The sequence below is a fragment of the Sinomicrobium weinanense genome (genome assembly GCF_018863395.1).
Lineage (GTDB): Bacteria > Bacteroidota > Bacteroidia > Flavobacteriales > Flavobacteriaceae > Sinomicrobium > Sinomicrobium weinanense.
Window position 1 is genome coordinate 29,478 of sequence record NZ_JAHKRR010000003.1, and the last position, 13,527, is coordinate 43,004.

Annotated in this window: 11 protein-coding genes, 3 tRNA genes and 1 pseudogene; 5 read left to right on the top strand and 10 right to left on the bottom strand. The window is 41.0% G+C overall.

The features are described 5' to 3' along the window. Positions 1 to 223: 223 nt before the first annotated feature. From KN811_RS09750 to KN811_RS09760, 3 genes are all read right to left on the bottom strand, one after another. Complete coding sequence (locus KN811_RS09750) at positions 224 to 2,608, bottom strand: ABC transporter permease (RefSeq protein ID WP_187965953.1); 2,385 nt, start codon at positions 2,606 to 2,608, stop codon at positions 224 to 226. A gap of 799 nt (positions 2,609 to 3,407) precedes the next feature. Further along, positions 3,408 to 3,692, bottom strand: a complete 285-nt coding sequence (locus KN811_RS09755; RefSeq protein ID WP_187965952.1) for a hypothetical protein — start codon at positions 3,690 to 3,692, stop codon at positions 3,408 to 3,410. Between the two features lie 94 nt (positions 3,693 to 3,786). Continuing rightward, complete coding sequence (locus KN811_RS09760) at positions 3,787 to 4,449, bottom strand: hypothetical protein (protein ID WP_187965951.1); 663 nt, start codon at positions 4,447 to 4,449, stop codon at positions 3,787 to 3,789. A 224-nt stretch (positions 4,450 to 4,673) separates the two neighbouring features. Here KN811_RS09760 and KN811_RS22110 point away from each other — a divergent pair. Continuing rightward, positions 4,674 to 5,450, top strand: a pseudogene (locus KN811_RS22110) (transposase); the annotation flags it as partial. Positions 5,451 to 5,494: 44 nt separating this feature from the next. Here KN811_RS22110 and KN811_RS09770 read toward each other — a convergent pair. From KN811_RS09770 to KN811_RS09780, 3 genes are all read right to left on the bottom strand, one after another. After that, entirely contained in the window at positions 5,495 to 6,742 is a 1,248-nt protein-coding gene (locus tag KN811_RS09770) for a GTP pyrophosphokinase (protein ID WP_187965950.1), read from the bottom strand. Positions 6,743 to 7,045: 303 nt separating this feature from the next. Then, entirely contained in the window at positions 7,046 to 7,195 is a 150-nt protein-coding gene (locus KN811_RS09775) for a hypothetical protein (RefSeq protein ID WP_187965949.1), read from the bottom strand. A 207-nt stretch (positions 7,196 to 7,402) separates the two neighbouring features. Continuing rightward, entirely contained in the window at positions 7,403 to 7,717 is a 315-nt protein-coding gene (locus KN811_RS09780) for a hypothetical protein (RefSeq protein ID WP_187965948.1), read from the bottom strand. Positions 7,718 to 8,194: 477 nt separating this feature from the next. On the opposite strand from KN811_RS09780, the gene KN811_RS09785 reads away from it, so the two are divergent. Beyond that, positions 8,195 to 8,476: a helix-turn-helix domain-containing protein gene (locus KN811_RS09785; RefSeq protein ID WP_187965947.1), complete on the top strand. Its 282-nt coding sequence runs from the start codon at positions 8,195 to 8,197 to the stop codon at positions 8,474 to 8,476. A 35-nt stretch (positions 8,477 to 8,511) separates the two neighbouring features. On the opposite strand, the gene KN811_RS09790 is transcribed toward KN811_RS09785, so the two are convergent. Then, positions 8,512 to 9,618, bottom strand: coding sequence for a Fic family protein (locus KN811_RS09790; RefSeq protein ID WP_187965946.1), 1,107 nt, complete (start codon positions 9,616 to 9,618; stop codon positions 8,512 to 8,514). Positions 9,619 to 10,263: 645 nt separating this feature from the next. Here KN811_RS09790 and mobA point away from each other — a divergent pair. The 3 genes from mobA to KN811_RS09805 all read left to right on the top strand — a co-directional run bounded on the left by mobA (position 10,264) and on the right by KN811_RS09805 (position 12,900). Further along, complete coding sequence (mobA, locus tag KN811_RS09795; RefSeq protein WP_187965945.1) at positions 10,264 to 10,713, top strand: conjugal transfer protein MobA; 450 nt, start codon at positions 10,264 to 10,266, stop codon at positions 10,711 to 10,713. A 393-nt stretch (positions 10,714 to 11,106) separates the two neighbouring features. Beyond that, on the top strand, positions 11,107 to 11,268 hold the full coding sequence (locus KN811_RS09800) for a hypothetical protein (RefSeq protein ID WP_187965944.1): 162 nt from the start codon (positions 11,107 to 11,109) through the stop codon (positions 11,266 to 11,268). Between the two features lie 63 nt (positions 11,269 to 11,331). Then, positions 11,332 to 12,900: a recombinase family protein gene (locus KN811_RS09805; RefSeq protein ID WP_187965973.1), complete on the top strand. Its 1,569-nt coding sequence runs from the start codon at positions 11,332 to 11,334 to the stop codon at positions 12,898 to 12,900. On the opposite strand, the gene KN811_RS09810 is transcribed toward KN811_RS09805, so the two are convergent. The 3 genes from KN811_RS09810 to KN811_RS09820 all read right to left on the bottom strand — a co-directional run bounded on the left by KN811_RS09810 (position 12,863) and on the right by KN811_RS09820 (position 13,414). Beyond that, a tRNA-Arg gene (locus tag KN811_RS09810) sits at positions 12,863 to 12,934 on the bottom strand. The two genes, KN811_RS09805 and KN811_RS09810, sit on opposite strands and share 38 nt — an antisense overlap. 156 nt (positions 12,935 to 13,090) lie before the next feature. After that, positions 13,091 to 13,164 (bottom strand) — tRNA-Asn (locus KN811_RS09815). A 176-nt stretch (positions 13,165 to 13,340) separates the two neighbouring features. Then, positions 13,341 to 13,414, bottom strand: a tRNA-Asn gene (locus KN811_RS09820). Positions 13,415 to 13,527: the final 113 nt, after the last annotated feature.

The following is a 13,527-nucleotide window of genomic DNA, read 5'->3' on the forward strand; positions in this document are numbered from 1 at the left end:
TGACAAAACAATACCCATTTGATTTTCCATATGTTTAACGGGTATTTCCCGCAGATGGCGCAGATTTTCGCAGAGCGCACTGTCTGGCTGTAACCGGAAATATATGCGCCAATAGCTGCTGCCAAAACTCCGGAATGGAGATTATGAACATTTGAAACACGGTACCATCATAACAAAAGCACATCCCGGACTATCTGCCGGTTGCCGTACACTCCCGATCACTTTATTCATCCCTCAAACTATCCGCCGGATTGGCCACTGCCGCCCTGATGGCTTGCCAACTCACCGTTAAGATGGCTATCAACGCCGCCAGCCCTCCCGTCAGGGCAAATACCCACCATTCGATACCGATTCGGTACGAATAGCTGACTAACCACTTGTTCATAGCATACCAGGCGATAGGGGAAGCGATGACAAAAGATAACATTACCAGTTTCAGAAAATCCCTGGACAATAGCCGTGTAACGCTCCATACCGATGCGCCAAGCACCTTCCGTACCCCGATTTCTTTGGTGCGGCTCTCTGCCATGTAAGCCGCTAACCCGAACAGGCCCAGGCACGAGATTACAATGGTAAGTATGGCAAACAGTCCGGCCAGCTTTCCCGAACGCTCGGCATTCCTGAATTTCAGTGCATAATTTTCATCGGCAAACACATATTCAAACGGGTATTGCGGATTGTATACTTTGAAAATCCTTTCCATCCGGGCGAGGTTGTCGGTTGTGCTGTTATCCGGGTTCAGCTTTACGTGCAGGATGTTCGGCGAGTACCCGGCGGGCCCGTTTATCATCATCGGGCTGATGGTTCGCTCGAAAGGTGACTGCAGGATGAAATCCTTAATGACCCCAACCACATGGAAGTACTCGGTGGTCCCCACCCATTTCATACGCGTTCCGATGGGATCCTTAAGTCGCATGGCTTTCACAGCAGCCTCATTCAAGAGGATTGCCATACTGTCGGTGGGATATTTGTACACATCGATATCGCGGCCTTCAACCAATTCGATGCCGAAGGTCTCAGTGAAACCGGCATCCGTGCCCAACCGTACAAAGTCAATTTTCTCATCAGCTTTCGTGCTACCTTCCCAATGGAATCCCCAACTGTCGCTCCACTGCTGGGTAATGGGATTGGCCGAAAGGGAAACGGATGTTGTGGCATTGCTTGCTAGTAATTCGTTTTTAATGGAAGTATAATTCTTCTCCATATCCCCTTGAAAAAAGAGGTATACCAGGTTATTACGGTTGTACCCGGCATCCCGGTTCAGCCCGTATTGGATCTGTCGGTAAACGATGATGGTAGCGATAATGAGGATACTGGCAAAGGTAAACTGTATGGTGACCAATATTTTCCGCGGAGCGATCAGGGCATTTTCCTTCTTGAAGGTCCCTTTGAGTACACTTACCGGGTTGAATGAGGAGAGGTAAAAGGCCGGATAGCTGCCCGCAACCAGACCGGTGAGCAGGATAAACCCAAGAGCAGACAGCCAGAAAAGCGGGTTACCATATGGAACGAACAATTCTTTCCCGACCAACTGGTTGAAACCACCCAAACTCAATTGAACGATCAGCAGCGCTATAAAGAACGAAAAGATACTCAACAGGATGCTTTCGATAAGAAATTGGGTAATTAACAGGGTTTTGCTCACACCGACGACCTTCCGGATCCCCACTTCCTTCGCACGCCGTTCGCTCCGTGCGGTGCTCAGGTTCATGAAGTTGATACACGCGATCAGCAAAATGAATGCAGCAAGCACTATAAATAGCCTTACGGTGACCAGGTTTCCCGCTACCAATCTGCCGTCTTCCGACTTGTTGTACAGGTAATAGCGGCTCAGTGGCTGCGTAAACACCTCGGTTGTGGATGCGTTTGCCGTCTCTTTCGTATGGTCTATCGTGATGGTCCTTATTTTCCGGTCAAAAGCCGCCTGGCTTGCTCCCGGTTTCAGCAGCGTATACGTTTTGACCGAGTTGTTGCCCCAAAACGTATCGTTCCAGCCCAACCTGTCCATATGTTCCCAGGGGAGCAGGTAATCGAACGCCAATAACGTATTGTTCGGCAGGTCTTTCAGGATACCGGTTACCGTGACGTTTCGGTTGCCATCAATGCGGATGGTCTTGCCCATGGCATCGGTATTGCCAAAGAGGGTTTTAGCGAATTGCTCGGTCAGGACAATACCGTGCCCGTCTGCCAATGCTGCGGAGGCATTTCCTCGTATCAATGGAAAACTGAAGACGTTGAAAAAACCACTATCCGTAAAGGCACCTCTGGCATTCAGGTTTTTATCCCCAACCGTAAATAGGAACGTGATGTTGTTGAACCGAACGGCATCCTCCACCTCAGGATAGTCTGCTTTCAGGGTGGGGGCCAGTATTTTTGGGGTATTGTTCCATGCCCAGCGGTTGCCTTCGGAATCGGCATCGCGGTTGTACATGGCATAAATACGGTCTTCCTTTTCGTGAAACCGCTCCATGCCCAGCTCATTCCGGATCCAAAGGATAATCAACAAGGCAGCCGCCATGCCCACGGATAATCCAGTCACGTTGATCAACGAATAGGTCTTGCTTTTAGCAAAGTTCCGGAATAATGTACTTAAATAATTCCTGATCATATTTTTTAGTGTTCAATGGTCGAGTTCCGGTATTCCGCAAGTTGGTTCATGGGTTCTGCTTTGCTTCTGCCCATGGCCACACTCCGCCCTATTCCCATGGTCTTGCCCAAAATACTGAACATGAACTACGCCAAAGGTATAAATATCTGATTTTTTGCAACATATATTAAAAACACCGGGGCAAAAGTGTTCGGCACCGGACACTTTCTGTTCGTATTCGGACGGATTACAGCATGTTACCCCTGCAAATTCTGATGTTCAACATTAAAGTAGAATATGGCCCGATATCCGGAAGATAAGACAATCATCGCCCAACCGGGCTACCGGGGGACAACCTGTTATAATACGTTAAACCATCCGGCAGGTTTGGGATCCCGGGGAAACGGATATGCAACATAAGGTCAATGCATCATCGGGTAAGAAAGTAGATTTCGTCGATTTCCTCTTGTCCTCCACGCCCTGCAATACGTGCAATAACAGTCTATAGACTTTATCGAAATCCCGGAAAAACCGGAATCTGACGGAAAAAGTTATCGAACCACCCGAATGAATGTGGCTTCCTGCCATATCTTCAAGGCAGGCAATGGATTAGATGAAAATAAAAACAGGAAAAGCGACCATTTTAATCACTTTTCCTGTTACGTAGCCGACACCGAACAAATCTCGAAATATTTTGTTGAAGATTTGGAGCGATTGGCGGGGTTAAATCCGGAAGTCGAGGTTCTATAAATGCTTTACGATACACCTATAATCATTCCAAAAATTTTCCGCAATACCGCTTGGTGGATTATCTATATTATTAGAGTAGAGAGAACATTTCCCAACACAAGAGGAGAAAAAGCGCAGCAAAGGTAGTGCCCGCCGTCAACTCCGAGCGCATAATGACGGGTGTGCCACCCGTCACCCTCCGGGACTTATAGCTCTCCGTTTCCTTGCTGGGCACTTCTGCTTCGCTTTCTTTTTTTCCTCTTTTTTTCTTTTGGGAAATGTTTTTTAAGAGTGGCAGGGCGGGAAGAAAACAGGAGGCATCACTCAGTGGTTTGGGAGAAACGTGGGGGTTATATAGCCTTATCCAATTTGGCACAAATAGGTAGTTTCAGTTTTGCAAGATTTTATCTAATTGTCAAAAAAACAAAACCGCCTTAAAAGCGGTCATGAATAATAGTAGCTACTGGGTTTTATTTTAATATGTGCTTTCTCATTTTCATCCCCATTTTACTAATCACATAAACCAGCATGTTCTTATTATTATCGTCTATGATTACCGAGTCGCCATACATTGACTTTATATCCATGATAATTGGTGTCATAAGTCCAAGCGAACTAAGGTTTGCTTGGATTTCTTTCGGTAAATCATCGTTTTTCTCCATTTTGGAAAATAGCAATAAGTCATCGATAAATGCTTTTTCTATAATTGAGCAAAATTGTGTAAGCTCAGATTTTGAAATTTCCGTCTTCAAGTATGCAGCAAAAATATTCGCAATGAAATGGGTTTTATCGAGTTCATCTATTTTGTCAAGAATCATTATCAAAGTCTGCCCAATTTTGGTTTTTTCTTTTCTGTCTGAAGTGATTTTCTCAAGAAACTCTTCTTTGTCTTTTGGTTTTATTTGCTCAAACTCTTTGATGAACTTATAAACTTTCATCGCAAATAGAGCATCTCTTATACCCTGCACAGTTTTTATGCTTTTATAAAAGATGGAAAAGAATGGAATTTCTTTAAGAAGATCATTTTCAATGAATTGGTCAATCGTTAGTTCGGCTATATCGACACCCAAATTCAAAGATTTATCAGTTATTGTTTCGAAAAGAGAAATTTCAAGATTAGAATTTTTACTCATTTTAAGTTTTTTTGCCTTGCAGCTAACGATTCTCGACTATGAGTAGTTGCATGGGTTAGTATTAAACTTTGAAAGTATACTCCAAACTGAAAAATCAGCGAGGATTTTTAGAAGTAGGCCAGAACAAGCAATTACTTATAACCATTGTGCCTGCTGTTGCACAAGTTAGCAAAAAAATGATATAGGGTTGATATTATCCTTATCTAAGCAAGGTATCTTGGAGTATGCAAAGTAAAAAACAGTATCAGGAAAAGCTTTTCAATCAATTTCAGTTAAGTGATCGGGTACCCAAAGACAATTTCTACCGTCGGTTAAAAGAAGTATTGGATTTAAATTATTTATATCCACTTACCAAACAATATTATGGCAGCAGTGGACAAAAGAGCATCGATCCGGTAGTGTTCTTTAAACTCTGTCTGGTGGGCTATTTAGAAAACATTACCAGCGACCGTCAGCTTATAACGCATCGCAGTATGCGTTTGGACATTTTGTTCTTTTTGGACTATGATATCGATGGGGATCTTCCCTAGCACTCGACCATCAGCCGCACCCGACAATTGTTTCCTGAAGCCGTGTTTGAAGAAGTTTTCACCAAGGTATTTGAACTATGTGTATCAGCCGGGATGGTCAGCGGCCACACCCAAGCTATTGACAGTGCGCCTGTAAAAGCCAATGCTTCAATGGACAGCCTGGAACTGAAAGTACCTGAAGAAGAGTTAGAGTCGCATCTTCGAAAAGTGCGCCATATCAGTAAACACGACAAAGATAAACCATTACGTCAGGCCAAAGCGAACAAAGCAGATAGAGAGCAGCAAACTCTGTCGGCCAGTAAAAAAGAATTGTAGGATATTAACAGCAGAAATATCAAGTGGGCAAAGGAACAGGATGGGCGTCCCGGAGCTGGTAATAAAGGAGCGAGGTATACCAGTAACAAAACCCATTACAGTCCTACCGATCCCGATGCCCGTATTAGTGTCAAACCGGGCAAAGCCAGGAAATTAGTGGGTTGTGCAACAGTTACCGGTGTTGTGGTTAGGTTAGTACTTTATTTCAGTTCATTGGTTAATTTAAGTCTAATATTTTCGTCTTGTATTGCTAAAATACATTTCGCAACAATTGCTTTTAAGTCTTTGTAATATTTCTCAAGTTGTTCGTTTGAAAACGATTCGTAACCGTGAAGCATTTGATTTCGTATTTTTCTTAATCGATGTATTTGGTTTTTTTCTTTTTGAGTTAAATGAGAAACTTCTCCAACTATATCTAAATTTGGAATGAAATTTTTACGATTCTTGTTTCCATTTTCATGATTTAATTGAGCTATCACTTTTTCAAACACAATCCAAGTTTTTGTAAATAATTCAAATCCAGAAACCTTCTTTTTGTCAGTTGTTATTTGACTAAAATATTTTTTCAGATTATCATTTTTTTCGTTGAGTGCAATAATATTTTGAAAAAGTTGGTCGGAAAAGGTCTCGTTTATATTGAGATTAATTTTACTAATTGCTTCTTGTATTTGGTTAGTGTCAATTTTGTCAATCGCTTTTAAATAATTATTTAAGTATTCTGTATTACCGAAATTAATTTTCTTAAAATTGTTTTTATAATTAGAGAAAATCAAATTTGTTAAATCATACTTATCGGTTATTTCAGCTTGTTTTGTAGTTCTTTCAGTAATTGCTTTCTGTAGTCTTTCCAATGCAATTTCTCCAGTTAATACTAAACCATTTATTTCGTCTAATATTGACAGCTCTTCTTCGGTCAGATTTCCAGAAAACGGTTTGTAGACTAAATCATGTTCAACTTCAGACCAAGCGTGCATTAAAACACTTGCTACTTGTATTTCAAAAACGGTATTAGTGAATCTTTTCTCAACTTCGTCAGATTTTTTTAGTCTCACACGATAATGAGTTGCCCAATAACCTGAAAACCGCTTATTATGCTTTGGCTTATGTGGATTTTCAGGAAATGTTTTGGTTTCTTCAATATCAAATAACTCTTCGATAACTTGCCCAACAACTTCTCTGTCAGACGGGAAATATAGAGCCACTCTTATTCCAGCCAAATCAACTATATCTTTTTCAATTGCTCGTTTCGATTTGTAGTTTTTCTTTTGGTTACGCTGTACGACTTTTTCCTTAAGTCTGTCGATTCTTTTAGCTCGATTTGAAATGATGGCTTTTAAACCTCTATTTATAATTTCAGTTTCTAATACATCGTGTCCAAGACGTGCAAGTTGTCTATAGAAATCATATTCCTTTTCGTATTGTGTTATGAAATTATCAATTATACTCATTTAGTTTCTTCGGTATTAACCACAACACTCAAATATACACAATTCACGACTTCAGTTTACTTGAAAGTATTTAATCTTATAAAACATCAATATTCACATGGTTTTAGAAAACTTTGATATATTCATTATTTTATATATCGTTAATTATTTTGTATATCAAACTTTAAAACATCTCTTCCTCCGACCAATATATAGCCATTATCAAAATAAATTTTACGGCTTTCCGTAATATCAAAAAAATCCCGGCCTCCATAAAAAACAGAAGCCAGGAATCGGTCCGCAGAAAACCTGAAAAGGAGAAGATTAAATAAAGATCATGGCCAGGACAGCCATGACCAAAACACCTGCTATCATACCAAACAGGAAGCAGATATAAGGCAAGCGAAGCCAATCTGTTGCTTTAAGGTGTTCGGTGCTTGTATTAATATCATTATCGTAGTAATTTTTACACATAGTCAATAATCGTCTGAAACTCCTATGATATTCTTTCAAAATCTCTTCCAGACATTCCATTTATCGATAGTGCACGCCACACCTGATTGGCCGGGTGCATTTTTGAATTCGGGGCAAGCCACGAGTTGTTGTTCTTCCAAACCCGTGGCCTACACTTTAAAATTACCGAATCCCCGGGCGTGAGCTTTTGTAGTTATGGTTAATAGATCATTTATCTATCAGTCGGGCTATCTTCGATTCCGGGACGAACTCTTTTACCTTTTCCCGGAAAGCCATGCGCTCCCATACTGTATTGCCTTCCTCAGAGCATACTTTTTTGAAGTTATCCAGTCTGGAAACTAAAAAGGAAATCACATCATCGGGGACACGTACTTCTTTGATCTTGTTTCGCTTTCTATTCATTCGTAGTAGCAAATACCTGGAATTAGCATAGCTTTTCGAAAAGATGGCCCATTCAAAGTACCTCACGATAGCGATGGGTTCCTGGCTGTCTATCAAATTTTTGACCTCTGTACTCTTCATTGACGAGCGATTTTAAGATTAATGAAAAGGTGTAGAGGTAGTAGATGGATAAGTGGAGTATTTAAAAGAAAGGAAAAGGCGTCCCTCTTCCTTTCCTACTACCCCAAAATAACAGGACAAAACTGCCCCGTTATGCTTTAATGTGCGAAAACTCCAAAAGGTTTTTGTAGATAGCTTTTTGCTAAAGAGAAGTAGAGTAACAAAAAAATAGGCGTGGAACTCAACTTACCGGATGAAGGTACTGGTATACCTGTACACGAATAAGTGAGCCCACGCCCGGGTCGTGAGCTTTATCACTTATCATCTCGCGTACATAAAAAATTACCAGTTTTTCATCCGAGACTCTAAGCGAATAGCTTCTAATATTTTTCTATAAGAAGTGTCGCAAATATATGTAACGTTGAACAAATATATACAAAAACGTTTTGTCATCCAAATGGATTACAAAAATAAAATTATTATTTCCAAAATTGCAGTATGGCAGAACTTTCAAAAGAGGATATAATTTTAGCTAATAAAATAGCCAAGAGAATTAAACAACTCCGCATTCAAAGCACCGGAGTTAAACAAATAGATTTCGCCAATAAGTACAATATTGACCGACAAATAGTAAGCCGATGGGAAAGCCTGATAGTCGTTGATCCAAAAACGGGTAAACCAAAAGGACGGGGAGTTACTATTTATACAGTGGAGAAATTCTGTAAATTACTTGGCATTACTCTAAAAGATTTCTTCAATGATCCGATATTTCTCAAATAAAAACACTTAGGTCAGGACACTACCTTTTGTTTACATTATAAAAGACCACCAGGATAATCTATATTCAAATAGTACCTTGTCCCCTTCCGCTCACCTGTTCTTATAAAAGCCTCCAGCTCTACTAACTTTTGCAGATCACGTGTTGCGGTGGAAGCCGTAGTTTTAGTAATACGCCTGTAATTATCAGCACTTAATCCTCCCTGAAATCCATGAATCCCCTCTTTAAAGATCCGCGCCACTACTTTTTGCTGTCTTTCGTTTAACTTGGCCTCAAAACGCTGATAAAACCCTGCTTTTTCGATAAGAAAGTTTATCCTGCCCTGTGTATAGTTCTGGGCCTGAAGAACCATTTTACAGAAATACACCAACCATTCCGTAATATCCAGCCTGGTACTGTTTTGATGAAGCGCTTCATAATACTTCTTTTTGTCGTGTTCAATGGTATGGGAAATTGCAATAAGTGTAGGTCTTTGCAAACTTTGGGATAATGCTTTTTCCGAAACAGCACGGCCTATTCTCCCATTCCCATCCTCAAATGGGTGAATACTTTCAAAATAGAGATGGGCAATCCCCGCCCGGGTAAGTGGATCGAGGCTTTCGGTACTATTGAACCATGAAATGAAAAGGTCCATCTCTTTTTTCACCTGATGTGAAGGCGGAGCCTCATAATGGATTCTCGGACGATTCATAGGGCCGGATACAATTTGCATTGCATCGTCATGGGTCCTATAGCTTCCTATGTCCAGCAGATCACGACGCCCTTTGGCTAACATGGCATGCCATTGGCATAATTGCTCATGGGATAAAGGGGTATGATAATTTTTATACAGATCAATCATCATTTCAGAAATTCCTTGCTCAGCCGGTGAAATCCGACGTACATCCCCTTTTAGTCCAAAATGTTTTCGAATGGAAGATTGCAACGAATCCCTGTTGAGCAGCTCCCCTTCTATTTCAGAGGTTTTATATGCTTCATCACTAATCAGCATAACTTTCAATACATCCTGATCTTTACTACTTACGTGTTTAAGACTGCCGTACAACATTCCTGCATTATGCAAAAAATCTTTCTCATAAGCCGTTAAAAGGGTTGTATCATAGGTAAAATCCGGCCAGTTTTTATGTTGCCAATTCCATGCCATGGGCTATATTATTTATATTATAGCTCAATATACATATTAAACATGAGCTATAAAAATATTTTTATAGCTCACTAACTATTGCGTTATCCATATTTCAATCCAAACGCCCTCCTTACTAAGGTCACCCCCCTGTTTACCTTTTGCCCATATCAAAGGGAAAGCCCTGTCCCAAAAGCCCCATATCTTACCTGAACTAATACTATTTTGCATAGACAACATCTTTATATATCCATTCTATTACCGTAACTACGTAGCTACACATGCACAGCCGTGCATACCTAAATAAATTTAATCATCTATACATCGGCATGTAGATATCTATATACCGTTTTTTGCCAAGTTGTCCTGTTATGGCTTCCTGTAGCACTGTTTGGCCACGTCCAACAGTATAGTCCTTCCATCATCTGTCCTTTACTTTGTTTTAAGGATTTTTCGGGTTTTCAGGGGTAGGGGGTAGCTTCGGGCTAACCATCTTAGCTAAATTCTATCCGTACCGAAGGGCGGATTTTTGTGTTCACCGGAACGCAGCAAGTTGTGTTTTGAGCTGCTCGAATTGCATTCCGCAGCGCAAAACAACTTGCCCTTGCAAGGGGCTGAAAACCCCTCCGAAGTCGGGATTTTGTAGAACTTAAAAATGGGTACATCATGGACGAAAGAAACAACAATGAGAAAAGAAAACGATTATGGAAAGGCGGGCGAAAACCCAAAAATGACCCTGCGGTTTACCGCTATTCCATATCGCTCAACGCGGCGGACAACGCCCGTTTTCTATCACTTTTTGAAAAGTCGGGTATGAAAGTTAAAGCTCATTTTATTACGGCCTGTATCTTCCAAAAAACGGTAAAGACCGTGAAAATCGACAAGGCGGCCATGGATTATTACATGCGGCTCACCACTTTGTATGGCCAGTTCCGTGCCGTAGGCGTAAACTATAACCAGATCGTAAAATTACTTTATCGCAATTTTTCCGAGAAGAAAGCTGCCGCTTATCTATACAGACTGGAAAAACAGACCGCGCAGATGGCAGTGTTATGTCAAAGGATTATCAAGTTAACAGAAGAATTTGAAGCAAAATATTTAGGAAAAGACAGATAAGATAATGGCAATCGGCAAAGGATAGAACCTTTGGAGCACTTATATCTCCTTTCAATATGCTTCACAAGCTGGGTTAGATCAATCAAAACTTCATTATAATGGTTGTTGCAAGGTAAAGCAGATGTTTATGGTGTTCATAAAAACTGTTTTGCAACAAAAAACAAACTATATTTTGTCAATAAATAACGTTTAGTGTCAAAATATAGTTCACATAGTATATATCCTCTACCCAAAGGGGATTGAGATTGGGATTTGACTTCCCTTCCTTGTCAATAGTATCCATGGGTTATCTCCCATAATCGCCAACACACGACAAATAAGACCCCTCGATGCCATAATCCCAAGTCTCCCTATCTCTACATCTATTTTTAATGTAGCAGATACATCGCAGGGATGCACGGAAAAAAAGAAATAAAGAAAATGCCCATCGGGGAAGCCATGGAACTCCTCCGGAAGGAGGGTATTGTCGTAGACAGGGAAGAAGCAGAACTCATCATGGAGTTCCTGTACAACCTTACGATGATCGTTATCCGGGAATACTTTGATGCAGAATAGTTTATTTCGTATCTTAGCTACTATCTTCAGCAGTTTAGTGCACCCAACCACAATAAATTATCTATGAAAATAGCAGATTTATACATCCGTGTTTCCACTGATGAGCAGGCGGACAAAGGATATTCCCAAAGAGACCAGGAAGAGCGGTTAAGGCGTTTCTGTTCCGCAAACGGAATCACCATTGGACAGGTTATTCGTGAAGACTATTCCGCCAAGACCTTCAATCGTCCTGAATGGATAAAGCTGCTGGCCAATCTTAAAAAGAAAAGTTCGAAAACGAATCTCATCCTTTTTACAAAATGGGATCGCTTCAGCCGCAATGCGGGGGATGCCTACCAGATGATAAGCACATTGACAAAGCTGGGTGTGGAACCACAAGCCGTGGAGCAACCTCTTGACCTTACCATCCCGGAGAACAAAATGATGCTTGCTATTTATTTGGCTGCTCCTGAAGTGGAAAATGACCGCAGGGCGCTCAATACCTTCTATGGTATGCGCAGGGCAAAGAAAGAAGGGCGTCTGATGGGGAGAGCTCCATTTGGATATATCAATAGAAGCAAAGAAGATAGCCAAAAGTATGTCGCCGTAAAAGAACCCGAGGCATCAAGTTTGCGATGGGCATTCAATGAAATCGCCAAAGGGGTCTTGGCTGCTGACCAGGTTCGTAAAGAAATGAATAGACTTTGCTCAAAAAAACTAAGCAGAAGTGCTTTCCATGTAGCTGTCCGCAACCCGTTGTACTGCGGTAAGATATTCATCGAGAAATTTAAGGACGAGGAAGCTCATTTTGTACAGGCACAACACGAACCATTGATAACCGAAGTGCTTTTCAATAAAGTACAGCAGATGCTGGATGGTAACAAAAGAGCGGAGCGCCCGAACACCAAAGTCCTTTCCGATACCAATTTACCTTTACGGGGCTTTCTGACCTGCCCCAGATGTGGGCACAACCTGACTGGTAGTGCATCCAGGGGAAGTACCGGTCGTTGCTACTATTATTATCACTGCTCATCTACCTGTGGTTTCCGGCAAAAAGCCAAAGTAGCCAATGATGTTTTCGAGAAAGGTCTGTCTCAATTGAAGATCAACAATGGCATAAACAATATTCTTAAAAAACTGCTGCTTGACAACTACAAACAGTTTGTAAAAAATCCGATGGACGAACGGAAAAGGATTTCAGAAAAGATAGATATGCTGAATGCAAAACTTTCCGTTGCGAGGAACAAGCTGCTCGCCGAAACCCTGGATGATGAAGATTACCTTAAAATCAAAAAAGAGTGCAAAGCGCAGATCGAAAAACTGGAAGAACAATTAAGTAAAAAGGGGTTAGAAACTCAAGGCATCAACATCAACGAACTGTTAGACAAGGCATTAAAAGGTGCCGAAAACATCGCAAAACTGTATGGAGATGGGGGAATCAGAACCCGAAGGGATATCATTAGTTCGATATTCCCTGAAAAACTGGAATTTGACGGAACAAATTATCGAACTTTTCGGATGAACGTAATTGCACATCGTATCTTTCAGATAAACAATGAATTACCAGAAAATAAAAACAGGAAAAGCGACCATTTTAATCACTTTTCCTGTCAAGTAGCCCCGCCAAGAATCGAACTTGGATCTAAAGTTTAGGAAACTTCTATTCTATCCATTGAACTACGGGGCCTCCAAGAGTTGGATACAACTCTTACAAAACAGTACAGTAAGTTTAAAACTTAAAACAAAAAAGCAACCGTAAGTTGCTTTTTTTTCTTTGCTCCTCCTCTTGGGCTTCCTTCGGCTACGCTCAGGATAAACTTCTCACCCAAAAGTATTCGCTTTGCTCCTCCTCTTGGGCTCGAACCAAGGACCCTCTGATTAACAGTCAGATGCTCTAACCAACTGAGCTAAGGAGGAAAATATCTTCAATACTACACGTTATGAACGTTTTTTTGCTCCTCCTCTTGGGCTTCCTTCGGCGAAGTTTATACTGAGTTTACCTGTACTGAGCCTGTCGAAGTATCGAAGTGCTCAGGATAAACATTTCGGCTCTGCTCAATGCATCGCTTCTCACCCAAAAGTCATCGCTTTTGCTCCTCCTCTTGGGCTCGAACCAAGGACCCTCTGATTAACAGTCAGATGCTCTAACCAACTGAGCTAAGGAGGAAAATCACTGCCGTCTATATTCAAAAATAATGACAGTTAAACCTGTTTTTTCACTAGGCGGGTGCAAATATATATATTATTTTTATTTTTTGCACCAAATAAAAAGGATTTTTA